This is a genomic window from Chelatococcus sp. KU-N122 (assembly GCF_055391085.1).
Genome location: NZ_AP043981.1, coordinates 2,654,802 through 2,680,451 on the forward strand (window position 1 = coordinate 2,654,802; position 25,650 = coordinate 2,680,451).

Below are 25,650 nucleotides of genomic sequence, written 5' to 3' on the forward strand. Positions count from 1 at the left end.
CAGGCGTCGTCTGCCGATCTAGCTGCCCTGGCCGGTCAGATGCGCCGCCGAGCGCCAGGCGTGGTGGGCGAGCGCCTCGAGGCGGCGCATGGTGTCGACGCGCGCGATGGCGTCGCCGGCCGTTGCCGCCCCTTCGGCCACCGATTTCAGCGTCACGTCGCGGTGGGCCCGTCCCAGCTCTCCCAGCTCCTGCACGCAGCGTTCGAGACGGGCGAGAGCCCCCGCCGGGCTTGCTTCGACGGTGGGGACGGGCTCGGCGCCCGGCACTGCGGCGATATCGTCGGCCAGTGCCGCAGCCGTTTGCATGGCCGTTGCGCACAGCTCGGCCGCGCGCATGTCGTCCGTCCCCGGTGCGCGGACGAAGTCGGGCTTGCCATCGGCGAGCTCGGCGAGGCGGGAGGCGTGATCGAGCGCATGCAGCGTGCCTGTGAGCCGCTGCTGCTCGTCCCTCGATTCCGGCGGATGCTTCACCTCGGACATGAACTCCTGCGCCTGGTTCAACGCTGCGGCGGCCTCGGCAACGGAGGCGGCATCTTTGCCGCCGTGGCCGGAGCCGGCCGGGCTCGCGCCAGGCAGCGTCGCGTCGACCGATCGGCACGCGGCTGCAAGCGCCCGCGCCACCGTTCGCCGCACCGCCTCGACCGCTGCGACGGGCGTCTCGAGCGCTGCCGGATCGAGGCAGCGGGTCAGCGGCGAGCCGCGTTCGGGCAGGAGACGCTCGACGAAGCGCGTGAACTGGTTGATCAGCGGCAGCAGCACCAGGACGCCGACGACGTTGTAGGCGGTGTGATAGCCCGCGAGCAGGGTCACGCCGTCGATGCTGCTCGACGCGCGCACGAGCAGGGGAATGGTGAGCGGAAACAGCACCAGCGCGATCACGGCGGCGATCAGCTTGAACAGGATGTAGGCCAGCGCCAGCCGCTTGGCGGTGCTGCTGGCGCCGATGGCGGCCAGGGCGGAGCTGGTTGCTGTGCCGATGTTCTGCCCGATGATCAGGGCGCAGGCCTGATCGAGACCGACGGCGCCGGCGTAGTGCGCGGACAGCGTGACCGCGATGGCCGCGGTCGACGATTGCATGACCGCGGTCATCGCCAGCCCGGCGACGACCAGGCTCAGCAAGCCAATCAGCCCCGACCACCAGGGTACGCCCACGGCACCGAGGACGGCGGGCAGGTCGGCGGGATGCAGCCGCTCGGCCAGCCCTCCCATGCCCTGCTGCAGGGTGGTGAGCCCGAACAGCACGAGGGCAAATCCGGCGAGGGCTGCGCCGGCGGCGGCGATGCGTCCGCGGCCGAGAAGATTGATCAAGGCCCCGACGAAGATCATCGGCAGGGCAGCGGCCGTGAGCGAGACGCGCACGCCGATGAGCGCCACCAGCCAGCCGGTGCCTGTGGTGCCGATGTTGGCGCCGAATACGAGGCCCAGTCCCTGGGGGAAGGTGAGCAGGCCGGCGCTCACCAGGCCGATCGTGGTCATGGTCGTGGCGCTCGACGATTGCACGATGAGCGTGACGATGGCGCCCCAGAACGCGCCGGACACCGGGTTCGCCGCCGCCTTGCCGAGCACGGTGCGCAGCGACGAGCCGGCCAGCGCCTTGAGCCCGCCGGTCATGACGGTCATGCCGAGCAGGAACAGGCCTACGCCGCCGAGAACCGAGATCGCCGTGTCCATCAGTGCTCCTCCGGGCCTCGACCGGTCTTCAGCTCTTCGAGCCTGAAGGGCGTTTCGGCAATCGCGTGTTGCCGCCGGTCGTGCAGCGTCCTGGCTCGATCGTCTGCGGATCGGTCAGGGTCATCTGAACGGTTGGAATGCTCCGCGCCTTCGCATGCCGACCGCTTCGAGCGGGCAATGCAACCTGGGCGTCAGGAGGTCTGGTCCTCGCCGACGAGATCGGCGCGGATGGCCGCGAATTCCTTCTTCTTGGCGGCATCGACCTTGGGGTAGGCGAGATCGAGGTGCTCGACGGCCTCGACGATCGCGGCGGCCACCACCAGCCTGGTGAACCACTTGTTGTCGGCCGGCACGACGTACCAGGGCGCGCTCTTCGTCGCCGTGGCGCGGATGGTCTCCTCGAACGCGTGCATGTAGTGCGGCCAGAACTTGCGCTCGTGCACGTCCGAGGCAGAGAACTTCCAGTTCTTCTCCGGCCGGTCGAGGCGCTTGAGGAAGCGCTTCTTCTGCTCGTCGCGCGACAGGTTCAGGAAGAACTTGAGGACGACCACGCCCTGCCGGGTGAGGTAGTCCTCGAAATGGGCGATGTCGGCCAGCCGCTCATCCCAGATGCGCTTGCCGACCAATGTCGGCGGCAGTTGCTGGCGCTTCAGAATCTCCTCGTGCACGCGCACGACGAGAACCTCCTCGTAGTAGGAGCGGTTGAAGATGCCGATCCGCCCGCGCTCGGGCAGGCACCTGACGTAGCGCCACAGGAAGTCGTGGTCGAGGTCCTCGCGCGACGGTTGCTTGAAGGAGAACACCTGGCAGCCCTGGGGATTGATCCCCGACATCACGTGCTTGATGGTCCCGTCCTTGCCGGCCGCGTCCATCGCCTGGAAGACGAGCAGCAGCGACCAGCGATTCTGGGCGTAGAGCATGTCCTGCTCCTCGGCCAACCATTCGGTCCCGCGCTGCAGCAGGTCGGCGGCGTCGCCCTTGTCCATCTTCAGGCCGCAGGTGTCGCCGGGATCGAAGTCGTTCAGGCGGAACCCGCCGCCGTCCGCAATACGGAATGGGCGCGTGTACTTCTGGATGCGATCCAGGATCTCTTGTCTAGCCATGACGCAACCTCCCGTCGGCGATTTTAGTGCGGCTCGATCGGTGTTCGCAATCGGCACGGCATCCGCATGAGAGCAACGTTACACCGAAACGTCCATTGGGAGAATTGGCGGAGAGTCCCGGATTTATGCTTGATGTCTCAATCTTGGAGAGATTTCAGGGGCACCATTTCTTGTTGCCTGGCAGTTGAGTTCGATGATAATCACGCGCTAGAGCGCTTTGCGATGGGGTGGAAGCACCCAATCGCAAAAGAAGCGCTCCAGTTGCGAAATGCTCTAGCATGAGTGCGAGAGTCCGTCCGGACGCGGATGACGCGCGGCGACAGGGGTGTCCCGTCGATGTCCAACCTGCTGTTCGTCCGCAGAGCGGGGCACGAGCCCTCGGCGCTGCGCCACGGAGCCGCGACGCTCGCGCCTCCGCTTGCGGCGGCCCTGGCGTGCGCCTCGGCCCCGGGTGATCGCGCCGCGGCCGCCGGTGCTCGGCTGACGCATCGCGACGCCAGCTGCTCGCTCCCCGTCGACCGGCAGCAGGTGCGGTGATGACGACGCCCACGGCGGCCGCGACCCGCTGGCTCGGCTTCATGCTCGTCTGGCTCGTGCTGGCCGGCAAGGGGCTGGCTGCTCTCACGCCGGCGGATTGGGCCGTGGCGGCCGCCGCGGCGGCATGTGCCGCCGCGGTCAGCCTGCGTCTCCTGGCGCCGCGACGGCGGCGCGCCTCGCTCCCGGCGCTCGCCCGTTTCGCCGGCCGCTTTCTGGTGCAGTCGGTGCTCGCCGGCGCGGACGTGGCGCGGCGGGTGCTCGATCCCCGGCTGCCGCTGAATCCGGGCTTCGTGCGCGTCGCCACGGCCTGCCCCGCCGGCACCGTGCGCGATGCGTTCCGTGCCGTGGCGAGCCTCCAGCCCGGCACGCTGCCGGTCGGCGGCGGCGATGGCGCGCTCGTCATCCATTGCCTCGATGCCGCCGCCCCGGTGGCCGTTCAGATCGGGCGGGACGAGGCCCTGTTCCTCGAGGCGCTGGGAGAGCGGGGGAGCCATGGCTGACGTGTTCACAGCGGCGGCGGTGGCCGTGCTCGCCTGTGTCGGTCTCGGGTTGCTGGCGCTGTGGCGCCGGCAAGCGCCGGCCGATCACCTCATGGCGATCCAGCTCCTGGGCAGCGGCGGCGTCGCGGTCCTGATCCTGCTCGCCGCCGCCATGCAGCAGCCGGCCGTCGTCGACGCCGCCATCACGCTGGCGCTGCTTGCGGCCTTCGCCGCCACCGCGTTGTGCGCCGGCCTCGCGGGCCGGTCGTCCCGTCCGGCCCGCGCGGCGACGGACGACACCGACCCATGAGCCTCGCCGTCAACCTCTTCACCGTCGCCTGCCTCGTGGCCGGCTGCGTGTTCTTCCTGGCGGGAAGCATCGGCCTGCTGCGCCTGCCGGACGCCCTGACGCGCCTCCACGCCCTTGCCAAGGCGGACAACCTCGGCCTCGGCCTGATCGTCGTCGGCCTGCTGCCGCACGCCGCGAGCCTCATCGACGCCGCCAAGCTGGTGGGCGTCTGGCTACTGGTGCAGCTTGCGGCGGCAACGGTGGCGCAACTGATGGTCGAGGTGCTGCCGGCGGCCGAGCGGCGCGACGAGGAACCGCGATGACGCTGGCCCTCGATGGACTGATCGTCGCCCTCGGCATCGCCCTCGCGGCCTGGGTCGTGGCGGCGCGCGACGCCTGGTCCGCCGTCGTCGGCTTCATCGGCTATGGGCTGCTGCTGTCGTTGGCGTGGGTGCGGCTGGCGTCCGTCGACATTGCGCTGACCGAAGCCGCCATCGGCGGCGGCGCCACCGGTCTGCTGCTGCTGCGCGCCGTCGCCTCCCCGCCGCCCTCGCCCGGTGCCATGCCGGGCAAGCCGTTCAGGCTGGCTGCGGCGTTGCTCGGCGCGCTCATCGCCGCGGGCCTGGCCCTGGCCGTGCTCCTCCTGCCGGCGGCCGCTCCGACGCTGGCGCCGGAGGCGGCGAGACATCTGCCCCAGACGGAGCTGGGCAACCCGGTCACGGCGGTGCTCGTCGTCTATCGCGGCCTCGACACGTTGCTCGAGACGGTCGTGCTGCTGCTCGCCCTCCTCGGCGTCTGGTCTCTTGCCCCCGATCGTTCGTGGGCGGGCACTCCGCCGTCGCTCGTTGCAGGCGAGCCGTCCGGGGCGCTCACGCTCGTGGCGCGCGTGCTGCCGCCGATCGGCATTCTGTTCGGCATCCATCTGGTCTGGGCAGGAGCGGACGAGCCGGGCGGCGCCTTCCAGGGCGGCACCGTGCTGGCGGCGGTGTGGCTACTCGCCACGATGGCGGGGCTGGTGCCGATGCCGGCCACCGGACGGCGCTGGATGCGCGCGCTGCTCGTCGCCGGCCCTGCGTTGTTCATGGCAGCCGGTGTGCTCGGATGGGTGACGGCGGGCAGCTTCCTCGGCTTTGCCCCGACCGGCGCGAAGCCCCTCATCCTGCTCATCGAGGCCGGCCTGACGCTTTCCATCGCGGTCACGCTGGCCTTGCTGGTGGCCGGAGCACCGCAGCGGAGCCCCGCGCCGTGACCGCACTCGTGCCGGAGCCGACGCTCTACGGCCTTGCCGGCAGCGTGCTGGTGGGCATCGGCCTCTACGGTCTGATCGTCCACGTCGCGCCGCTGCGTCGCATCCTCGCCTTCAACATCCTCGGCGGCGGCATCTTCCTCGTGTTCGGCACCATCGCGCGCCGCGGCGCCGCGGCGGGCTTCGGCGGCGATCCCGTGCCGCAGGCGCTGATCATCACCGGCATCGTCGTCGCCTTCGCCGCCACGGCGCTGGCCGTGGCGCTGCTCATGCGGCTGCCGGAGAAGGAGGCAGCCGCCTCGCAGCCCGGTGAGCCGTCCGTGCCGGAGCCCGAAGGCGGACGGCAATGACCGCCTCCCTCCTGGTCCTCGCCGTCATGCTGCCGCTGGCCGGCCTCGTCCCCATGCTGCTCGTCGGTGGCCGCAGCGCCGAGCGCATCGCTCTCGCCGTGCTTGCCGGCGGCTTTGCCGTCGCCGGGCTGCTCCTCGCCACCGTGATCGAGACCGGCGCGGCCATCACTTATATGCTCGGCGGTTGGCGGCCGCCCCTGGGCGTCGCGCTTCGGGCCGACGGTCTCTCCGCCTCCCTGGTCATGATGACCGCGGTCATCGCAGGCGCGGTCGCCTTGTTCGCGCTCGCGCCGTTCGGCACCCCTGCCGGCGCGCCGGCGCGCCGCGCGCCGTTCTCGTTCTGGGTGCTGCTGCTCAGCGTCTGGAGCGCGCTCAACCTGTGCTTTCTGGCCCAGGACCTGTTCACGCTCTACGTGGCGCTCGAGCTGCTCACCTTCGGTGCGGTGCCGCTGGTGTGCCTGGAGGGCAAGGCCGAGACGCTCGCGGCAGCGCTGCGCTATCTGCTGTTCGCGCTCATCGGCTCGATGCTTTATCTGCTGGGTGCGGTGCTGCTCTACGGCAACTACGGCGCGCTCGACTTCGTGCTCCTCGCCAAGGCCGCGCGGGCGGACCTGCCCACCATTCTCGCCCTGGCGCTGATGACGGTGGGCCTGCTGGCCAAGGCGGCCCTGTTTCCCCTCCATCTGTGGCTGCCGCCGGCCCACGCCGGCGCGCCGGCGGCGGCGAGCGCGCTGCTGTCGGCGGTCGTCATCAAGGCGCCGATCTTCCTCGTCATCCGGGTCTGGAGCGACCTGGCGCCGTCACAGGCAGGGTCGGCCCCGGCCTGGATCCTGGCCGCGCTCGGGGCGTGCGCGATCGTCATCTGCGGCGTGTTCGCGCTGTGTCAGGCGCGGCTCAAGCTGCTCATCGCGTATTCCACCGCGGCGCAGATCGGCTACATCTTCCTGATGTTCCCGCTCGCCTCGGCCGAGACGGGCGAGCCGTGGTCGGGCCTCGCCTGGAGCGGCGGGACCCTGCATCTCATCGCCCACGCGCTGTCGAAGGCGGCCATGTTCATGGCCGCCGGGCTGATCGCCGAAGCCGTGGGACATGACCGCATCGCCGGCCTCGGCGGCATTGGCCGCGCCGTGCCCATGAGCGTGTTCGCCTTCGGGCTCGGCGGCCTGTCGCTGATGGGCCTGCCGCCGAGCGGCGGCTTCGTCGCCAAGGTCATGCTGCTGACGGTCGCCACGCGGGAAGGGGCCTGGCTGCTGGCGGCCGTGATCCTGGCCGGCGGGCTGCTCGCCGGCGCCTACGTGCTGCGCCTTATCCTGCCGGCGCTGTCGAAGCCCGATCCGGCGGCCGTGTTCGCCCCCGTGGCGCGCCATCGCGAGGCGGTCGCGCTGGCACTCGCCCTGTGCGCGGTGGCGCTCGGCTTCGTCCCGCTCCAGCCGTTCGGGCTGCTCGCCATAGGGCGGCCCGGCGCCTACGCGGCGGCGACGCCATGATCACGGGCCACGCCCTGCTCGCCGCCACGGTTCTCGTGCCGCTCGCGCTTGCCGGGCTGAGCGTCTTTCCGGCCTTTCGGCGGCGGGTGCCGCACCTCCTCGCCGTCGCGCCCATTCCGGGCCTCGCGGCCGCGCTGCTCGCGCCGGACGGCCTCCTCGTCCTGGCGCCGGCGCCTATGCGGGTGACGCTGTATCTCGATCCCCCCGGCGCCATCCTGCTCGGCGCCGCGGCCGTCCTGTGGATCGCGGCAGGCCGCTTCGCGGTCCGGTACATGGCAGACGACGACGACCTCTGCGGCTTTTCCGTCTGGTGGCTGCTGACCCTCGCCGGCAGCCTCGGCGTGTTCGTGGTCGGCGACATCGCGAGCTTCTATCTGGCCTTCGCCCTCGTCAGCCTGTCCGCCTACGGGCTCGCCTCGCACCTCGACACGCCGCCGGCCCGGCGCGCCGGCGTCGTCTATCTCGTCCTCACCCTGTTCGGCGAGGCCGTCTTGCTGATGGCCTTCGTCATGCTGGCGCAGGAGAGCCCGCAAGCCAATCCGCTGATCAGGGAGGCCGTCGCGGCGTTGCCGCACGCGGCGGGGCGGGATGCGATCATAGCCCTCCTCGTGGTGGGCTTCGGGCTGAAGATGGGCCTCGTGCCGCTGCATGTCTGGATGCCGCTGGCTCATTCCGTGGCACCGGTGCCAGGCTCGGCGGTGCTGAGCGGCATCGTGGTCAAGGCCGGCGTGATCGGCCTGATCCGCTTCCTGCCGTTCGCGGCGGCCATGCCCGGCTGGGGCGTGGCGCTGATCGCGGCCGGCCTCGTCACGGCCTACTACGGCATCGCCGTCGGCCTCACGCAGAGCCACCCCAAGACCGTGCTGGCTTATTCGACCGTGAGCCAGATGGGCGTCGTCGCCGCGGTGCTCGGCGGCGGGCTCGCCGCCGGCAACGATCGGGCGACGGCGATCGCCGCCTTCTACGCGGCCAACCACATCCTGCTGAAGGGCGGCCTGTTCCTGGCCGTCGGCATCGTGGCGGCCACGGCCCGGAGCCGGCTGTGGCCCGTTCTGGCGATCACCGGCGTTCTCGGGGCGAGCCTTGCCGGGCTGCCGTTCACCGGAGGCGCGCTGGCCAAGCTCGCCGCCAAGGATGCCGTCGCCGGCAACGCCGCTGCCCTCCTGACCCTGTCGGCCGCCGGCACGACGCTGGTCATGCTGCGCTTCCTGCTCCTGCTGCGCGACCATGCCGCCGCCGATCCCGGCGCACGGGCGCCCGCCGGCATGCGGCTCCCCTGGGTGCTGCTGGCCGCTGCGGCGCTCGTGGCGCCCTTCGCGCTCTATCCGGCAGTCGCCGGCGACACGCTGGCCAGCGCGGTGAGCCCGGACAATCTGGTCAAGGCGCTCTGGCCTGCCGCTCTGGGCATGATGCTGGGGACGGCGCTGCTCCGGTTCCGGGTGCGTCCGCCGCACGTGCCGTCGGGCGATATCGTCGTGCTGGCGGAGCGCCTGGGGCCCGTCCTGCACCGGAGCGGCGACCTCGCCGGCCGGCTGGATCGGGCGCTGCTGCAGGGGCCGGCGGCGGGCCTGCTGCTCGCGGGGCTGGTCGTCGCCTTTGCCTGGGCGATGGTCGGCAGCCGGTAGCGAGCGGCGGCGCATAATGCCGCGTCGCACAATATTGGGATGTCGCGAACAGACGTGGGATTCTACGCGCTTTTTCCCGAAGTCGGGGCTGCTATGGTCGCTGCCAGGGGCGTGCAACGGCAATCGAGGTGACTATGACCGGCGGACCCATTCAGGATCAGCTCGAGGCAGCAAAGAAAGCCTTGATCGCCAACGGCTTTCCCGTCGGCATCCCGCCGGCCGTGCGCGAGATGGCGGAAAAGGGCCTGCTCGGCTACCGGGAGGGCTACGACCGCATGTCGGGCATGGCCGAGCAGGCCAACGCCACGCTGGCGAGAAGCTGCGCGACGGCGCAGAAGAACTTGAACGAATACAATGCAAGTCTGCTGGATGCGTTGCACACGAATGTCGCGGCAGCCTTCGACTATTGCAATGCCCTGACGCGGGCGAAGACGTTGGCGGAAGTGGTGGAGGTCTCGTCCAGCCACGTCCGCAGCCAGCTCGAAGCCGTGTCGGCGCAAGCAAGGACCCTGTCCGCCCTGGCGCAGAAGACGGGACTGGAGAGTCTTCAGTCGGCAGGCAAGACGGCGGAGAAGGCGCCGGGCATGCCGGGCTGAAGCTCCGGTCGGGATCGCTCCCGCCCGCATACGACGCGCAACGCCGGCAGCGTGAGCTGTACTTGAGCAGCGCGGCGCATCCGGCGCCACACGCGGGAGCTTGTCCCGAGCGGTTCGATCATCCAAGGTCTAGGCAGCTCCATATGTCTTGGGCCTGATGCCTTGGGCCTGGAGCGCGTCTCCCTGACGGCGCCGCGTCGCGACCGCCGGGGCGAGGTGCCGCAGCAGCGACAGCAGAGGGACCCGTCAGTGCCCGCTCATCAAGGCCTTCCCCCATATTGTCGGGATGGGACGATCCTGCGACGCGTCCTGCCGGTGGTCGTGCTGACGGCGGCGGCGCTCGCCCTCGCCGGCTGCAATGCCGAGCCCGAGACGGTGAAGACCGAGAGCCGGCCGGTGCGCACGGTGACGACCGAGAGCCGGGTTGCGGGCGACGACATTGTCCTGACCGGGCACGTCGAGGCCCAGAACGAGGCGTCCTACGGCTTCCGGGTCGGCGGCCGCATCATCGAGCGGCGGGCCAACGTGGGCGACCGCGTCCGCCAGGGCCAGGTCCTGGCGCGCCTCGACCCGCAGAACGAGCAGAATGCCCTGCGCTCGGCCCAGGCCGCCCTCTCGGCCGCCCGCGCCCAGCTCAGCCAGACACGCAACGCCTACGACCGCCAGCGCCAGCTCCTCTCCCGCGGCTTCACCACGCGCGCCCAATACGAGCAGGCCGAGCAGGCTCACCTGACCGCCCAATCCCAGGTGGAGGATGCCGAGGCGCAGTTGCGCATCGCCCAGGACGGCGTCGGCTTCACCGAGCTCAAGGCCGATGCCGCGGGCACGGTGACCCAGACGCGGGCGCAGTCGGGCGAGGTGGTCCAGCCGGGCCAGCCCGTCGTCATCGTGGCTCGCCAGAACGGCCGCGACGCGGTGTTCGACGTCCCCGCGCAGGTGCTGCGCACGGCGCCGGGCGATCCTGAAATTCGGGTCAGCCTGAGCGACGATCCGACGGTGACGGCGGCGGGACGGGTCCGCGAGATCGCGCCGCAGGCCGATCCGGTGACGCGGACCTTCGCCGTCCGCGTCGGCCTCAACGATCCGCCCGCTGCGATGCGGCTGGGCTCCACCGTGATCGGACGCGTGGTCGTGGAGACCGGCCCGGTGATCGAGATCCCGGCGAGCGCGCTGACGCGGGTCGATGGCCAGCCGGCGGTGTGGGTCGTCGATCCCGACAAGAAGACCGTCGCTTTGCGACAGGTGACGGTGGAGCGCTTCACGCCCGCCTCCGTGACCGTGTCGAGCGGGCTTGCGCCGGCGGAGACCGTGGTGACCGCCGGCGTTCAGGCGCTGCATCCCGGACAGCAGGTTCGCCTCCTGGGGACCGACCGGTGAGCGGCTTCAACCTCTCGGAGTGGGCGCTCAAGCACCGCTCCGTCATCATCTATCTCATGGCGGTGGCGGTGGCCGCCGGCGTGTTCGCGTTCCAGCGCCTCGGCCGCGCCGAGGATCCGGTCTTCGTCATCAAGACCATGGTGGTGCAGGCCGCGTGGCCCGGCGCGACCATCGAGGACACCTTCAAGCAGGTCACCGAGCGGCTCGAGCGCACGCTCCAGGAGACCCCGCAGCTCGATCACCTGGAGAGCTACACCAAGGCCGGCGTCACCACCATCTTCGTCCACCTCCTGGGCAGCGCCACCGCCCGCGAGGTCCCGGATATCTGGTACCACGTGCGCAAGAGCGTCGGCGACATGCGCCACACCCTGCCCCAGGGCGTGGTCGGTCCCGGCTTCAACGACGAGTTCGGCGACACCTTCGGCATCATCTATGGCTTCACCGCCGACGGCTTCACGCACCGGGAGCTGCGCGACCAGGTCGAGGGCATCCGCTCCAAGCTGCTCGGCGTGAAGGACGTGTCGAAGATCGAGATCCTGGGCGCCCAGGACGAGCGCATCTTCCTCGAGTTCTCGATGCAGGAGCTGGCCCGCCTCGGCATCGACCGCACCGCCGTGCTCACGGCGCTGCAAAGCCAGAACATCGTGCGCCCGGCAGGCGAGATCCAGACCGCGGACGAGAACCTGTCCGTCCGCGTGTCCGGCTCCTTCAGCTCCGAGCAGGACATCGCCAACATCAACCTGGTCGTCAACGGCCGTCTGCTGCGGCTCGCCGACATCGCCACCGTGCGCCGCGGCTATGCCGATCCGCCGCAGCCCATGTTCCGCGTCAACGGCCAGCCGGCCATCGGCCTCGCCATCGCCATGCGCGACGGCGGCGACATCCTCGCCATGGGCGCCCAGATCAAGCGGACCATGGCGGAGATCACGGCCGGCCTGCCGATCGGCATCGAGCCCCACCTCGTCGCCGATCAGGCGGTCACCGTGGACAACGCCATCGCCGAGTTCATGGAATCCCTGTGGCAGGCGGTGGGCATCATCCTGGTGGTGTCGTTCATCAGCCTCGGCGTGCGCGCCGGCGCCATCGTCGCCCTCGCCATCCCGCTCACGCTCGCGGTGGTGTTCGCGATCATGCAGCTCGCGCACATCGACATGCAGCGCATCTCGCTCGGGGCGCTCATCATCGCGCTGGCGCTGATGGTGGACGACGCCATGACCACCACCGACGCCACCCTCAACCGGCTGGCGGCCGGCGACGACAAGCCGACGGCGGCGGCCTATGCGTTCAAGGCCTACGCGCCGGCGATGCTGGCCGGCACGCTGGTGACGGTCGCCGGGTTCGTGCCCGTCGGCTTCGCCGCCAGCAGCGCCGGCGAATACACCTTCACGCTCTTCGCGGTGGTGTCGATCGCCCTCATCGTGTCCTGGTTCATCGCCGTGCTGTTCGCGCCGCTGCTCCAGGTGCTCATCCTGAAGGCGCCGCAGCGGAAGGAGGCTGTCGATCCGGACCGGCCGCCGGGCGGCCTGCTCGGCCTCTATCGCAGGTTTTTGGTTCTCGCCCTGAAGCTGCGCTGGGGCACGCTCGCGGCGACGCTCGCCCTGTTCGCCCTGTCGGTGCTGGCGCTGCCGCTCATCCCCTCGCAGTTCTTTCCATCGTCCGATCGCCCCGAGCTGATGGTGGATCTCGCCTCGCCGCAGAACGCGTCGATCTACGCCAGCGAGACCGTGGCCCAGACCTTCGACGAAGCGCTCAAGGGCGATCCGGACGTCGCCCGCTGGAGCACCTACGTCGGGCGCGGCGCCATCCGCTTCTACCTGCCCCTCAACGTGCAGCTGCCGAACGACTTCTTCGCCCAGTCGGTGATCGTCGCCAAGGACGTGCCGGCGCGGGAGCGTCTGCGGGCGAAGCTCGAGAGGCTCCTGGCGGACCAGTTCCCCCAGCTCATCGCGCGCGTTTATCCCCTGGAGCTCGGCCCTCCCGTCGGCTGGCCGATCCAATACCGGGTGTCCGGTCCCGACATCGAGAAGGTGCGCGCCATCGCGCTGGATCTCGCCGCCATCGTCGCCAGCACGCCGCTGGCGGAGAAGGTCAACTACGACTGGATGGAGCCGGCCCGCCAGGTGCGTATCAGGGTGGACCAGGACCAGGCGCGCCTCCTCGGCCTCTCCACCCAGGCGCTGGCCGGCGTCCTCAACACCGTCCTGTCGGGGTCGCCGGTCACCCAGGTGCGCGACGACATCTATCTCGTCGACGTCGTCGCCCGCGCCACCGACGAAGAACGCGTTTCGCTGCGCACCTTGCCGACGCTGCAGGTGCCCTTGCCCGGCGGCCGGACGGTGCCGCTCAGCCAGTTCGCCACCTTCGAGACCAGTCAGGACTATCCGGTCATCTGGCGGCGCGACCGCATCCCCACGCTCACGGTTCAGGCCGACGTCGTCGGCACCGCGCTGCCCGAAAGCGTGGTTCGCGACCTTGCCCCCAAGATCGAGGCGTTCCGCAAGACCCTGCCCAGCGGCTACCAGGTCGTGGTGGGCGGCACGGTGGAGGAGAGCGCCAGCTCGCAGGCCTCGGTGATCGCCGTGGTGCCGGTGATGCTGCTGATCATGTTCACGGTGCTGATGTTCGAGCTGAAGAGCTTTCAGCGGCTCGTCATCGTGCTGTCGGTGGCGCCGCTGGGCCTGATCGGCGTCGTCGGCGCGCTGCTGGTCTCGGGCCGCCCGCTCGGCTTCGTCGCCATCCTCGGCGTGCTCGCGCTGATCGGCATGATCACCAAGAACGCGGTGATCCTGATCGGCCAGATCGAGGCCGACCGGGCCGCGGGCAAGACGGTCAGGGAGGCCGTCATCGCGGCGTCCTGCGGCCGCTTCCGCCCGATCATGCTCACCGCCATCTCCACCGTGCTGGGCATGATCCCCATCGCGCCGACCGTGTTCTGGGGGCCGATGGCCTTCGCCATCATGGGCGGCCTCCTGGTGGGCACGCTTCTGACGCTGGTCTTCCTGCCGGCGCTCTACGTCACCTGGTTCGGGCCGGACGCGCCGCCGGAGGGAGCTCGCGCTCCGGCCGGAGTCGCGCCGGACGCCGAGGTCGCAGCGAAAGCCGGCGCGGCATAGGCCGCGGCGATGAATCGAACGCATAGAGGAAGATGAGATGCCGGCAGGAGCACCTGCGCGCGATCGCGCGCCTCTTCTCGTTGACCTCGCCTTGCAGGGCGGCGGCGCGCACGGGGCCTTCACCTGGGGGGTACTCGACCGCCTGCTCGAGGAGACCTGGCTCGAGATCGAAGCCATCTCCGGCACCTCGGCGGGGGCCATGAACGCTGCGGTGATGATCGACGGCTTCCAGGCGGGCGGCCGCGCCGGCGCCCGGGCGGCGCTCGAGCGCTTCTGGACCGCCGTCTCCAAGGCTGCCCAGATCAGCCCCCTCCAGCGCGGCCCGCTGGATATCTTGTTCGGCCGCTGGAGCCTGGATTACTCGCCCGCCTTCGTGACCATGGATTTCATGTCGCGGCTGTTCTCGCCCTACGACCTGAATCCGCACGGCATCAATCCGCTGGCCAAGATCCTCGACGAGACGATCGACTTCGAACGCCTGTCGAAGAGCCCGATCAAGCTGTTCGTCAGTGCCACCAACGTGCAGAGCGGCCGCGTCCGCGTCTTTCGCAACGCCGAGGTCTCGCCCTCGGTGCTGCTCGCCAGCGCCTGCCTGCCGTTTCTGTTCCAGGCCGTGGACATCGACGGGCAGGCCTATTGGGATGGCGGCTACATGGGCAATCCCACGCTCACGCCGCTCGTGCGCGAGTGCAAATCGGACGACACCATCCTGGTGCAGATCAATCCCGTCGCGCGCGACAAGGTCCCGCGTTCGGCCCGGGACATTCTCGACCGGCTCAACGAGATCTCGTTCAACTCGGCGACGCTGAAGGAGCTGCGCATGTGCGCCCTGCTGCAGCAGGTCGCCGATCCCGGTCACGCCGAAGGTGCCCATTGGGCGCAGATGCGCATCCACCGCATCAAGAGCGACCTCATGCTCGATCTCGGCTATTCCTCCAAGTTGAACGCCGAGTGGGCCTTCCTCACCATGCTGCGCGACGAGGGGCGGCGCGCCGCCGAGGCCTTCCTGACCAAGGACGGGGGCGATCTCGGCGTCCGCTCCACGCTCGACATCAGCGTCCTGCTCGAGGACGTGTGAGCCATGGGTTTTCTCGGCATCCTCGTCGCCCTCGGGCTGCTTCTCTTCCTCGCTTATCGCGGCTGGAGCATCCTGCTGCTCGCGCCCGCGGCGGGCCTCGTCGCTGCGGCCTTCGCCCGCGAGCCGTTGCTGGCCCATTGGACGCAGACCTTCATGCCGAACGCGGCGACCTTCGTCGCGCAGTTCTTTCCCCTGTTCCTCCTCGGTGCCTTGTTCGGCAAGCTGATGGACGACAGCGGCTCGGTGACTGTCATCGCCGACGAGATGACCCGTCGCCTCGGCGAGCGGCGCGCCGTCCTGGCCGTGGTGCTGGCCGGTGCCATCGTCACCTATGGCGGCGTCAGCCTGTTCGTGGCCTTCTTCGTGCTGGCGCCCATGGCGACGGCGTTGTTCCGCTCGGCCGGCGTGCCGCGGCGGCTGATGCCGGCGGCGATCGCGCTCGGCACCTCGACCTTCACCATGTCGGCGATGCCGGGCACGCCGGCCATCCAGAACGCCATTCCCATGCCCTTCTTCGGCACGACGCCGTTCGCCGCGCCCGGCCTCGGCATCATCGCCTCCGCCATCATGCTCGGCTTCGGCCTCTGGTGGCTGGCCCGCGCCGAGGGCAAGGCCCGCGCGCGCGGCGAGGGGTTTGGCGACGGCGACACGCCGCCCATTCAGGTACTGGCCGACGATCAGTTCATCCGCGAGCGCGCCACCGCCTCCCACGAGTTCGATACCGCGGAGCTGATCCACGGTGGCCACAGCACCGACAGGCCGCAGGTTTGGGTCGCCGCGCTGCCGCTCGTCGTCGTCGTGCTGGTCAATCTCTTCATGTCCATCGTGGTGCTGCCGCGCCTCGACGCGAGCTTCCTGGCGGAGGCGCGTTGGGGCTCGACGACGCTCGCCGCCGTCGGCGGCGTGTGGGCAGTGGCGACGGCGCTCGCGGCCGCCATCGTCGTCCTCATCGCGCTCAATGCCCGGCGCCTGCCGGCCCTCAAGGCGACCATGGACGCCGGCGCCAATGCGTCCGTCCTGCCTGCGCTCAGCGTCGCCAGCCTCGTCGGCTTCGGCGCGGTGGTCGCCGCGCTGCCGGCGTTCGAGGCCGTCCGCGACTGGGTGCTGGGCATCAACGGCGGCCCCCTGGTGTCGCTGGCCATCGCCACCAACATCCTGGCCGCGCTCACCGGCTCGGCCTCCGGCGGCCTGACCATCGCACTCGACGCGCTGGGACCCGCCTACATGAAGCTCGCCGCCGAGACCGGGCTCGATCCCGCCCTGATGCACCGGGTGGCGGTCATCGGCGCCGGCACGCTCGACAGCCTGCCCCACAACGGTGCCGTCGTGACCTTGCTCGCCGTCTGCGGCTCGACGCACGCGAAGAGCTACCTCGACATCGTCATGGTCGCCGTGGTCGGAGCCATCGTCGCGCTCGTCGCGGTCATCGTCATCGGCAGCGCCGTCGGCTCGTTCTGACCTTGATGCTTCGGCGAAGGTTATGGTCCTCGTGCCGCAATGTCGCCGCTGCCCAGTCACGGTACATCTCGACGACGTCTATCCGATCCAGCCCATTGACACCGCCGTCGTGGTGCTCCGGGTGATGGCTGTTATGGGCATAATGGCGATCCAGCGCCGGCCTGAGCGCCTGGATCTCCTCCTGGTGCCGCTCCAAGCCCCAGGCGAGGCCCGCAAGGCGCGGTATCACCTCGCTGAACCGGGTGCTCTCGACATCGCCGAACTTTGACCGGTCATGAAGCTCGGCTCGGCGGACCAGACCGCGTTCAACCTGGCGGCTACCTGAAGGATGTGTCGCCGGGTGTCCTCGGCGAAGTCATCGCGTCGGGAGCCCGTCCCGACGTCATCGCCGCAAGGAGCCTCTTGCCGGCGCGCATGCCAGGCAATTCCACCCATCGGTAGGTGAGATAAGCGATCGGCGTCACGAATGCGAGCGTCGCGGCAAGGGCGACGACGAGAGCAATCGTCTTGGGCATGGGAAGGCTGTAGATCGCGCGATAGACCGGGCTAGATATGTAGATGATCGGAGCATGCCAGAGATACACGGAATAGCTGAGGGCGCCATAAAACCGCGTTACGCGATTTACGAATAATCGCCACGGCTGAACGGAAAGACCGAGAAGAAGACATGAATATAATGCGGCCTGAATGTGCCGAGCGTCGATAAAGCCAACATTAATTTGCCCGAGCGCGACCCCCAGAAGCCCCATCAAGCCGAAGCCGATCAAGGCCCAGCCAAGCTCCTCGGCGTTTTGCTCAGCACCGAGGCGCCTTTGCATATCAAAAGCTATTGTGCCAATAACAAAGACGGGCAGAATCTGCACGATGGAGTACTGTTTATAGATCGCAATTTGATCGAGCGGCAGGGCAAAGAGAGATAAGACATGAGGTAGCAGAAAATGACCGCCCAGCACTGCGAACAAGATCGTCAGCTTGCGAGTCAACGTTGGCGCAAGATGGTAGATCACAGGGAACAAGGCATAAAACATCATCTCCACGCCAATCGTCCAGCTGGCCCATACGATGCCTTCTTGCCAACCGGGGATGAGATTAAATATAAAAATAAAGCTGGCCATTATCTCACGCGGAGTATGATAAACGCCAAACATCAGCGCATCTCGCGCACAACTCACGACAATCAATAAGTAAAAAAGCGGAGCGATACGAAAGAATCGACTCCCGTAATAGCTCAAAAGCCCTCCACTCTTTTCATGCCGCGGCATCGTCATGGATAGAGAGAAGGCGCTCAGGACAAAAAACAACATGACGCCTGAGCCGCCAAACAAGACGAACGGCTTGCACCATTCGGGCAACACCGGCTTGAAGACCGGAACAAGAGCCATGTGGAATACAAGAACGTAGAGGGCGGCAATACCGCGTAAGCTGTCCAGATAGCCCAGCCTATTCATTGCGGCCCCATTGCGGCTGATTTAACGTTGAGCCATCTAGCCTCTTATGGGAGCCGCGTCCAGCGCCATCGGCGGCGCTCCTGGAGTGGTTTCGTGGTCGCGCTCCTTGGCGCGAGCGACGATCGTTGCCGGGTCCCGCACGCTGAGGCGAAACGCGCTCAGCAACTCGCGCGATCCTGCCGGCGCGCCGACGGAGCGCAGCGAGCACATGTCCGCCGGGATGTGCGGCTCGACGCGAGCGAAGAGCTACCTCGACATCGTCACGATGATCGGCGCGGTCGCCGCGCTCTTCGCCATCGGTGGATCTGAAGTTCCTGCTCCCCACATGGCATCCACATTCAGGACCTTCAGATCCATTAAACCACACTCGAATCATAGAGTTGCTAGTGTGGCTTAGGAATCCGAAATTCGTTCCCAGCGCTGCCTCGAGGTGGTGCGAATTTCGGATTCGCCACACTAAAGCGCCTTGCGATTGGGTAGAATCACCCAATCGCAGAAAAGCGCTCCAGACTCAAAAAATTATGAGCATTTCTCTGCAATTGGATGATCTCATCCAATTGCGAAATGCTCTAGCTCTGGCGGGCCATCCCGGCGCTCAGGCGCGCGTGTTCTCGTAGATGTCGCCGTCCTTGACGATGACGAGGAGGTTCTTGTCGGAGGCTCGAGGAGAAGGACATTCTCCAGCGCGCCCGCCTCGAGCACGCCGAGTTTGCCGGGATAGGCATTGCGCCGGCTTGACAGGTATGAGCCCGTCGTTGGTGGCGGTCGCCATCCTGAGCAATTCGGAGGCCGGGCACCAGCGGGTGAGATGCGTTAGCATCGTGCCCTGGGGCCGGGGAGAACAGCAGGTTCGAACCAAAGGTCAATCGGCGCAGATCACGACGCTGCGTATCGTCTCACGGCATGGCCGGCCCGTGCAGGGCGCTTTGCGCATGGGTGACCTCACCCAAGCGCAGCAGAAGTGCTCCAGGCGCCCGACGTGCGCGCTAGACCAGTCTGGCTCTCAGGCGCTGGTATTCGTCGGCGGAGATCGAGCCCTGGGACTTCAGCTTGTCCAGCTTGCCGATCTCATCCGCGACGCTGAAGCCGACGATCTGGCGCAGCTCGTCCCGCGCGTGCTGAGCGCGCGCTTCGGCCCGCTCCGCCATGTTGCGCCCCTGCAGCAGCAGGTAGGCGAATATGCCGATGTAGGGCAGAACGATCAGGACGATGATCCAAAGTATCTTGGTGATGCCGGACACGTCGCTGCGCCGGAACAGGTCACCGATGACCGTCACCAGCAGCCAGAACCACATGATGAATACAAATATGGCCAGGACATCGACCAGGAAATTGGTGAATGTGAATCCGCCGTCGAACAGCACCTTGTCCTCCTCGCCTCCAATTGCGTGGCCCCGCCCGCCGCTCGTGCGGGCGGGGCCGTCCGTCTCAGCGCCTGCAAACCTGAACGCGGCGGCTCACCCAGCGGCCGCGATGGCGAAAGCGCCTCGTTTCCCACCAGCAGCGGCGATGCCACTGCGCGAACTGGATCGTTTCGCCCGGGGCGGTAATGCCGCCCGGTGCCGCCGGCGCCGCCGTGGCCGCACCCGCCCACAGGGCCCCGCCGAGCATGGCGAGCGCCAATGTCGTTCCACGCAAAAAGACCATTGCATCCTCCTTGGGGTTGCTCCCCGGCCACCAAGTGCCACCGCAGGCGGCGGTGGCGTGAACGATCGGCGTCAAAGCCTGCGCGGCGTCAGCACGATCTGCGTCGCCTCGGCGAAGACGACGTTGATCATGTCGCCCTGGCGAAGGCTTCTCAGGGTCTCGACGATGGCCGGGTCGATGGCGCGGATGGTGCGCGGCCCATCCGGGCCGACGAAGCTCGCGATCCCTCGTGCCGCGTCGAAGCTGGTGAAACGGGCCGTTACCGTGACGCTGCGCGTCACCCACCGCGCCGGAAGATTGTTGAAGGTGCCGTCGTCTCTCGTCTCCGCGACGGTGATATCCGGCCGCGCATTGGTGCCGGCGCGCGCGACCGATGCCAACGCGCCCTCCACGCGGCTGATCTCCAGCCGGTCGCGGCGTCGAAGCGCGGCGAGGCTGCCGAAGGCCTCGGGCACCGTGATCCGCCATTGCCGGCCGCTCCTTTCGACCACGACATTTCGCGATCCGCGATCCACCGAGACGACGCGAACCCGGTCCGTCTGCACGACGGCCGGCCCGAGGCCTCGTATCGATATGCCCTGGGCCAGAGCGGGCTGGACCGAGGCGCCGAGCGGCAGGACGAAAGCAGCCACTGCGGCAAGGACGAGTCTGCGCCAGAACAACATTATCTAGTCCTCAGTAAGAGCATGTCGAGGGATGAGGGGAGCCGCACGGCCTGGGCTTGCGTCCCAGATTGGAAGAGCGCAGTCGCCGCATCGACCCTGCGGTCCGCGTGTCAAGGCCTTGGGTGGCGAGGGGCCATCGGCCCAATGGCGCGGATGCCTCGCCCCGGATGCAGAACCTAACGCGTGGGAGGCTGCCTGAGATGAGCTGAAAATCCCCGCACTGTGCAACCGGTCCCAAAATGTCGGCCACCGGCGCCTGCGTGATGGGACGCCGCAGCGAGGGCTAAGCGCTCTGAGCGGCGCCGATGGCGCCGCCCCGGTTGCATTTTGGGCCGCGCTGCACAGGCTTGGAACGTCGTGCTCATCACGGCCGGCGGCGCGGCGCGTAATGTCCCCGACGATCTTGCCTTATGGATCTGGCGGAGAGGCTCTGATGTATTCCCGGCGCGCTTTGTTGAATGGGCTCTTGGCGGTCGCCGCGGCGCCGCTCCTGGTCGTGGCGGGGCAGGACGCCGAGGCGCGCAGCCCACGGCATCCCGGCATCGCCCCGTCGGGCCGGCCCAATGAGCCGCCACCGCCGCCGAAGGCCGAGCAACGCCCGGCGCCCAGGCGCTGGTATGTCTGGATCGCCGGCCACTGGGTCTGGAGTTCGCGCCAGCACACTTATATATGGGTGCGAGGGCGGTGGGTTCCCGCCCGGCGGGGGTTCCGCTATCGGCAGCCCCGCTGGATCGATCGCGACGGCGAGTGGTTGTTCGTCCCCGGCGGCTGGATCCGTTAGCGGCGGCACCCCGCCGAGCCTGCTGGAGCAAGCGGATGCGCAAGGTCTTCGACAATTACGAGAGACCTGCGCGGTCTTGGATGGCGATCACCGGCAAGCTGATGTTCGCGATCATCGCGGTGGCGATCCTGCTCGCCATCGCGGGTGTCTGTGCCTACGAACTGCTTTAGATCTAACGCATCGGGCCTTCAGCGCGCCGCGGCGCCCGCTTGGGTGGCCAGCGGGGCGATGCCTTGCGTGATGCGATCGGCCATCTCGATGTAGAACGGGTTCGATGACATCCGTACCAGCGCGTCGAGGCCGACGATCAGCGCGCCGCGCTCGCCGCGGACGGCCACGGCGCCCAGCTGCAGCCCGAAATTCTCGTTCGGATCCGGGTCCGAACCGTACAGTCCGTCGCTCGGCGGAAACGGCAAGGCGACGTGCGACAGCGAGTACACGTCCCGCGGGTAGGCGACGCCCAGCGGCCGCGTCGCCTCTGTGGTGTCGCCCGCGGCGACGCTGCGTTCCACCGCCTGATCGCTGCCGGGGCGCTCGTTGGTGACGATTGCGGTGCGGAACCGTCGCGGCGCGGGCGACAGCAGGCGCTCCACGGCGGATTGCGAGGTCGGGCGCAGCAGCGGTCCGAGCTTGGTGTTGTGGTTGATGTCGAACAGCACGAGCTCGCTGCCGTTTGCCGGGAGCAGGTCGTAGAAGGCGGAGACGACCGCGCGTGTCGAGACCGTGAAGTCCATCACCGATTGAAATGTCAGGGTGGGGGCAGCTGGCCGAGCGTCCCGGCCCTGGCATGGCTGGCGATGCTCTGCTGGAGCGCCTGCGTCAGCCGATGCGACTGCACCGCCCCGTTTACGGGGAAGGAGTTGTATTTGAACGGGTTGAATTCGGGCAGCACGCTGAGCCAGGCCGCCTTGGCGAACGACGGCAGGATCGCTGGCAGGGCCGCCAGGCCGGCGAACCGGGCAAACTGCGTGATGCCGATCATCGGCGAGATCAGGACGAGCCGGTCCACCCGCGGCAGCTTGGGGTCGTCCAGCGCGTCGAGCGCATACTTGAGGGCGAGCGCACCGCCATTCGAGAACCCGACGATGTGGAGCGGCTTGTCCGCGACAAGCCGGCGGGCCTCGCGGACCGCCAGACGGGTCGCCGCCAGCCAGTCGGCCCATTCCACCTGTGTGAGCCCGGCGGGCACGGTGCCGTGGCCCGGCAAGCGGATAGCCACGACGAGATAGCCCGCGTCGGCATACAGGCGGGCGACATGGCGAAGGCTGTAGGGGGAGTCCGTCAGGCCGTGCAGCAGGACGACGGCACCAGCCGGCGGGCCGGACGGCTGCAGCTCGTAAGATCGGTTCCAGTCGTGGCTCAAGGCCGGCGGGTAGACGGCGCTGCCGGCGAAATAGCGGTTGGACGGGACGCGCTCCTCCTCGTCGACCTTCTGCACGACCTCGCGCCAGACGTCCTTGACGATGCGCTCTTCCGCAGCGAGGTATTGCGCCCAGTCGGCCCGGTCGAGCTCGTGGGCCTCGAGCTCCGACGGCACGTAGGTGTGCCAGAGTTCCAGCGGCGCGCCGCTCTGCGAGAAGTGGATGCGGACGCCGAGCAGCACGACCACGGCGAGAGCGGCGAACACGGCCGCATATTTCATGAGCTTCAGTCCACGGGTGAGCATTGCTCCTCCTTACCCTGGCGCCCCGTAGCAGGAACACGGCGCAAACTGAATATCCGGGGATCGCCGACGCCCGGCCTCGCGGGTTAGGGCGGTCTAATATTCGGGGTGAAATCGTTCCACTGTGAAGAAATACTCCGGATCAAAGGCCTGATCATCTCCATCCGAGCGGGTGCGAAGGGGCCGGGGCGACGTGATGGCGGCGACGCCGCGCGCGTAGCGAACTGCACGAAGCGCGCGCGGGGTGGCTATGTGATGTTCTTTCTCCCCGGCCGCTTCGATGTTACCTAGTCGAGACGGGCCGGACCGGATCCCCCGGCTTCGAGGCATCGCCATGCAGACGTTGTTGGATCTCGATTTCAGGGCAGTCCAGACCGAGCTCCTGAACAGGGACTTCATCCCCAGCAACGAGCCTCTGCCCGTAGCGAGCGCGGTGTTCAAGACAAAAGAGCACGGATACCGTCGTATCGACGACCATTCGTTTTTGCATGTGCTGAATTTCGAGGCGGTCCGCCCCTACAGCCTTACCCTGAGCCGCCCGGATCTGGTCTGCATCCAGATCGTGATCAAAGGGGCCTATCTGAGGCGGGCGGTGGACCGTATCGAGCGCGTCGACTCCACGGCCGTCGAGATATCGAATTTTCCGCATTCGACATCGGACGCCAGGCAGGGGGCCAAGCTGCGCGGGCTGCTGATCGTCTGCGACCGCCAGCATTTCGTGGACACGTTCAAACTCAACGTGGACAACGTGCCACAGAAGTATCGGCCGATTTTCACGTCGAAGCTGGGGTCCATCGAGCCGATGCGCCTGCCCCTGTCGCCGTCCCTGGCCGCCACCACCGACCAGGTGCTGGCCTGCTCCTACCAGGAGCCGCTCAGGACGATCTATTCGCGGGCGAAGGCCATGGAGATCATCTGCGAGGTGACCGCGCAGATCAACATTCTGCCGTCGCGGCCGGCGAGCTCTCCGCCGCCGGCGCGGCGCAGGGAGCAGGCCATCGAGATCGCCGCATCGATCTACAGGCGGGAAATCGACAAGCCTCCGGCCATCGACCAGCTGGCGGCGCGGGTCGGCCTCAACCGCAACGAGCTCACCAGCGGCTTCCGTGAGCTCTACGGCAGCACGCCGCGCGCCTACGGCCACATGATCCGCATGGAGCACGCGCAGACGTTGCTTCGGAGCGGGACGCTCTCCATCAGCGAGGTGGCACGGCGCGTCGGCTATGAAGGCTATTCGAGCTTTTCGCGGGCTTTCCTGGCCTATTTCGACCATCCGCCGGCGAGCGGGGACTGCTAGAGCGGTCTGGCTGCCTTCATGCCGTCGGCGATCGGCGCATGAGCCGTCTCACGGATCGACAGCAGCACGGCCAGGCTGACGGCGGCGGCCGAGAGAACGTAGGCCGCCGGCGCGACCGGGCTGTCGAAGGCGTGGGTCAGCCAGACGGCGATCGACGGCGCGAAGCCGCCGAACACCGCGACGCCCAGCGCATAGGCCGTGGACGGCCAGCTGGAACGGCTCTGCGTCGGAAACAGCTCGGCGAACAGGGCGGGGCAGGGGCCCGAATAGAGCGCGATGGCGATGCCGAAGCCGGCCTGGACGAGGATGACCAGCGCGAAGCTCTTGACCGCCGCGATCAGCCAGAATGCCGGAAGCGTCAGCACGATGACGAGGGCGCAGGAGGCGAGCAGGAACGGCCGCCGGCCATAGCGATCGGAGAGCCCCCCGAACAGCGGGTTCAGGACCGCGATCAACGAGGCTGCGAGCATGTTCGAGACGACCGCCTGCGCGGACGTCAGCTCCCCGTGGATGCGCGTGTAGGTCGGCATATAGATCATGAATATGTAGAAGCACACGGTCCAGTAGATGGTGAGGCCGAAGATGATCGCGCCGCGCCTGAGGTTGTCCCTCAGCGCAACCACCGGTGTGTTGCTCCGCTGCTGTTTCGCGTCCCGAAAGATCGGCGTTTCATCCAGGCCAACGCGCATCCACAGGACGATCAGGCCGAGCACGCCGCCGACCACGAATGGGATGCGCCATCCCCACGACGACATCTGCTCGGGTGATAGCGTGACGATGACCATGGCTGCGACGGCATTGGCCAGCACGCTGCCCAGTGCGACGGTCGTCGAGAGCAGACTACCCCACAGGCCGCGCCGGCCGGGCGTGGACCATTCGACGAGGAACGAGTTGGCGGTGCCGAATTCGCCGCCTGCCGACAGCCCCTGCACCAGGCGCGCCAGCAGCAGCACCACGGGCGCGGCGACGCCGATCACGGCATAGGGCGGGATGAAAGCGATGGCGAAGGTGGCTGCCGCCATCAGCGCGATCGAGGCGAGCAGGGCAGGCTTGCGTCCGTGCCTGTCGCTGTAGCCGCCGAGGAGGATCCCGCCGAATGGGCGCGAGATGAAGCTGACGCCGAACAGGACGAAGGTCCCGAAGAGCGCTGCGTCGCGCTCCTCGGCGGGGAAGATCGCGCCGGAGATATAGAGGGCGAGGATGCCGTAAATGGTAAAGTCATACCATTCGAGGGTCCCGCCGAGCATGGCGCCGACGGCGGCCCGCACACGCCCCGTGGCGACTGGTCTCGCGGGGAGCGGGTGCTCGCCTGCTGTTTCCATCTCAAGTAATCCCCCGGCGCCGACACGTCGGCCGACGGCAGCAACGAGCGTGCCATGCGGACAAGTTATATTGTCGTGATGAAATGCCATAACGGCAGCGGTGCGCTTGAAGCTTAGGATGGCGGCGCGTCGAAGGACAAACGCCGCTCGCCTCGGTCGTTGATGCCTAGATCGGCGCCTGCATAGAAGAATTGATCTAGATCATGCGATTTCGGCAGCCCCCGCGATAGCAGAACGGCACGTCGGTATTCGGCATGATACAAGTCAATCGCCAGCGCTCCCGGTCAATAGAAAGCCCGATTGGAGCCGCTCGGCGCAGCAAGACGCATGGCTGGGCGACCTTCCCGTAGCGGAATGCCGCTCGTCACGACGAGAATTGTGGCTGGCGCGCCTGGAGCATTGCCCGATCCGATGGACT

The 25,650-nt window shown here is 68.2% G+C and carries 23 protein-coding genes and 1 pseudogene; 15 read left to right on the forward strand and 9 right to left on the reverse strand.

Features of this window, described 5'->3' with window-relative positions:
* Positions 1–18: 18 nt before the first annotated feature.
* Positions 19–1,671 carry a Na/Pi cotransporter family protein gene (locus tag ACZ5PO_RS11960; protein WP_464193612.1) on the reverse strand — a complete coding sequence of 551 codons (1,653 nt, stop codon included), beginning with the start codon at positions 1,669–1,671 and terminating at the stop codon, positions 19–21.
* A gap of 191 nt (positions 1,672–1,862) precedes the next feature.
* Entirely contained in the window at positions 1,863–2,774 is a 912-nt protein-coding gene (locus tag ACZ5PO_RS11965) for a polyphosphate kinase 2 family protein (protein ID WP_464193614.1), read from the reverse strand.
* A gap of 336 nt (positions 2,775–3,110) precedes the next feature.
* On the opposite strand from ACZ5PO_RS11965, the gene ACZ5PO_RS11970 reads away from it, so the two are divergent.
* The 13 genes from ACZ5PO_RS11970 (at position 3,111) to ACZ5PO_RS12030 (ending at position 16,409) form a co-directional block, all read left to right on the forward strand.
* Positions 3,111–3,311: a hypothetical protein gene (locus ACZ5PO_RS11970; RefSeq protein ID WP_464193616.1), complete on the forward strand. Its 201-nt coding sequence runs from the start codon at positions 3,111–3,113 to the stop codon at positions 3,309–3,311.
* Positions 3,311–3,811 carry a Na+/H+ antiporter subunit E gene (locus ACZ5PO_RS11975; protein WP_464193618.1) on the forward strand — a complete coding sequence of 167 codons (501 nt, stop codon included), beginning with the start codon at positions 3,311–3,313 and terminating at the stop codon, positions 3,809–3,811. The genes ACZ5PO_RS11970 and ACZ5PO_RS11975 overlap by 1 nt, the downstream gene beginning before the upstream one ends.
* Complete coding sequence (locus ACZ5PO_RS11980; protein ID WP_464193620.1) at positions 3,804–4,100, forward strand: monovalent cation/H+ antiporter complex subunit F; 297 nt, start codon at positions 3,804–3,806, stop codon at positions 4,098–4,100. The genes ACZ5PO_RS11975 and ACZ5PO_RS11980 overlap by 8 nt, the downstream gene beginning before the upstream one ends.
* Complete coding sequence (locus tag ACZ5PO_RS11985; protein WP_464193622.1) at positions 4,097–4,402, forward strand: monovalent cation/H(+) antiporter subunit G; 306 nt, start codon at positions 4,097–4,099, stop codon at positions 4,400–4,402. The genes ACZ5PO_RS11980 and ACZ5PO_RS11985 overlap by 4 nt, the downstream gene beginning before the upstream one ends.
* A complete protein-coding gene (locus tag ACZ5PO_RS11990; RefSeq protein ID WP_464193624.1) occupies positions 4,399–5,328 on the forward strand; it encodes an MnhB domain-containing protein in 930 nt (309 codons plus the stop codon). The genes ACZ5PO_RS11985 and ACZ5PO_RS11990 overlap by 4 nt, the downstream gene beginning before the upstream one ends.
* Entirely contained in the window at positions 5,325–5,675 is a 351-nt protein-coding gene (locus tag ACZ5PO_RS11995; protein WP_464193626.1) for an NADH-quinone oxidoreductase subunit K, read from the forward strand. The genes ACZ5PO_RS11990 and ACZ5PO_RS11995 overlap by 4 nt, the downstream gene beginning before the upstream one ends.
* Entirely contained in the window at positions 5,672–7,162 is a 1,491-nt protein-coding gene (locus tag ACZ5PO_RS12000; RefSeq protein ID WP_464193628.1) for a complex I subunit 5 family protein, read from the forward strand. The genes ACZ5PO_RS11995 and ACZ5PO_RS12000 overlap by 4 nt, the downstream gene beginning before the upstream one ends.
* Positions 7,159–8,787, forward strand: a complete 1,629-nt coding sequence (locus ACZ5PO_RS12005; protein WP_464193630.1) for a complex I subunit 5 family protein — start codon at positions 7,159–7,161, stop codon at positions 8,785–8,787. The genes ACZ5PO_RS12000 and ACZ5PO_RS12005 overlap by 4 nt, the downstream gene beginning before the upstream one ends.
* Before the next feature lie 134 nt (positions 8,788–8,921).
* Positions 8,922–9,383 carry a phasin family protein gene (locus ACZ5PO_RS12010; RefSeq protein ID WP_464193632.1) on the forward strand — a complete coding sequence of 154 codons (462 nt, stop codon included), beginning with the start codon at positions 8,922–8,924 and terminating at the stop codon, positions 9,381–9,383.
* A gap of 315 nt (positions 9,384–9,698) precedes the next feature.
* On the forward strand, positions 9,699–10,760 hold the full coding sequence (locus ACZ5PO_RS12015; RefSeq protein ID WP_464193634.1) for an efflux RND transporter periplasmic adaptor subunit: 1,062 nt from the start codon (positions 9,699–9,701) through the stop codon (positions 10,758–10,760).
* A complete protein-coding gene (locus ACZ5PO_RS12020; protein WP_464193636.1) occupies positions 10,757–13,873 on the forward strand; it encodes an efflux RND transporter permease subunit in 3,117 nt (1,038 codons plus the stop codon). Before ACZ5PO_RS12015 ends, ACZ5PO_RS12020 begins: the two co-directional genes overlap by 4 nt.
* Positions 13,874–13,910: 37 nt before the next feature.
* Positions 13,911–14,951, forward strand: coding sequence for a patatin-like phospholipase family protein (locus ACZ5PO_RS12025; protein WP_464193638.1), 1,041 nt, complete (start codon positions 13,911–13,913; stop codon positions 14,949–14,951).
* A gap of 3 nt (positions 14,952–14,954) precedes the next feature.
* On the forward strand, positions 14,955–16,409 hold the full coding sequence (locus ACZ5PO_RS12030) for a GntP family permease (RefSeq protein WP_464193640.1): 1,455 nt from the start codon (positions 14,955–14,957) through the stop codon (positions 16,407–16,409).
* Here the strand turns inward: ACZ5PO_RS12030 and ACZ5PO_RS12035 are convergent.
* The 5 genes from ACZ5PO_RS12035 to ACZ5PO_RS12055 all read right to left on the reverse strand — a co-directional run bounded on the left by ACZ5PO_RS12035 (position 16,381) and on the right by ACZ5PO_RS12055 (position 20,166).
* A complete protein-coding gene (locus tag ACZ5PO_RS12035) occupies positions 16,381–16,707 on the reverse strand; it encodes a DUF5662 family protein (protein WP_464196812.1) in 327 nt (108 codons plus the stop codon). The two genes, ACZ5PO_RS12030 and ACZ5PO_RS12035, sit on opposite strands and share 29 nt — an antisense overlap.
* Before the next feature lie 19 nt (positions 16,708–16,726).
* Positions 16,727–17,857: an acyltransferase family protein gene (locus ACZ5PO_RS12040; RefSeq protein ID WP_464193642.1), complete on the reverse strand. Its 1,131-nt coding sequence runs from the start codon at positions 17,855–17,857 to the stop codon at positions 16,727–16,729.
* A gap of 986 nt (positions 17,858–18,843) precedes the next feature.
* Positions 18,844–19,221: a PLDc N-terminal domain-containing protein gene (locus ACZ5PO_RS12045; RefSeq protein ID WP_464193644.1), complete on the reverse strand. Its 378-nt coding sequence runs from the start codon at positions 19,219–19,221 to the stop codon at positions 18,844–18,846.
* Positions 19,222–19,285: 64 nt separating this feature from the next.
* Complete coding sequence (locus ACZ5PO_RS12050; RefSeq protein WP_464193646.1) at positions 19,286–19,504, reverse strand: hypothetical protein; 219 nt, start codon at positions 19,502–19,504, stop codon at positions 19,286–19,288.
* Between the two features lie 71 nt (positions 19,505–19,575).
* Complete coding sequence (locus ACZ5PO_RS12055) at positions 19,576–20,166, reverse strand: hypothetical protein (protein ID WP_464193648.1); 591 nt, start codon at positions 20,164–20,166, stop codon at positions 19,576–19,578.
* 819 nt (positions 20,167–20,985) lie between these two features.
* On the opposite strand from ACZ5PO_RS12055, the gene ACZ5PO_RS12060 reads away from it, so the two are divergent.
* Positions 20,986–21,120 (forward strand): hypothetical protein, encoded by a 135-nt coding sequence (locus ACZ5PO_RS12060; RefSeq protein ID WP_464193650.1) that lies wholly within the window; start codon positions 20,986–20,988, stop codon positions 21,118–21,120.
* An 18-nt stretch (positions 21,121–21,138) separates the two neighbouring features.
* Here ACZ5PO_RS12060 and ACZ5PO_RS12065 read toward each other — a convergent pair.
* A pseudogene (locus ACZ5PO_RS12065) lies at positions 21,139–22,616 on the reverse strand (alpha/beta hydrolase).
* Between the two features lie 331 nt (positions 22,617–22,947).
* On the opposite strand from ACZ5PO_RS12065, the gene ACZ5PO_RS12070 reads away from it, so the two are divergent.
* Positions 22,948–23,910, forward strand: a complete 963-nt coding sequence (locus tag ACZ5PO_RS12070) for a helix-turn-helix transcriptional regulator (RefSeq protein ID WP_464193652.1) — start codon at positions 22,948–22,950, stop codon at positions 23,908–23,910.
* Here ACZ5PO_RS12070 and ACZ5PO_RS12075 read toward each other — a convergent pair.
* Positions 23,907–25,322, reverse strand: coding sequence for an MFS transporter (locus ACZ5PO_RS12075; RefSeq protein WP_464193654.1), 1,416 nt, complete (start codon positions 25,320–25,322; stop codon positions 23,907–23,909). The two genes, ACZ5PO_RS12070 and ACZ5PO_RS12075, sit on opposite strands and share 4 nt — an antisense overlap.
* Positions 25,323–25,650: the final 328 nt, after the last annotated feature.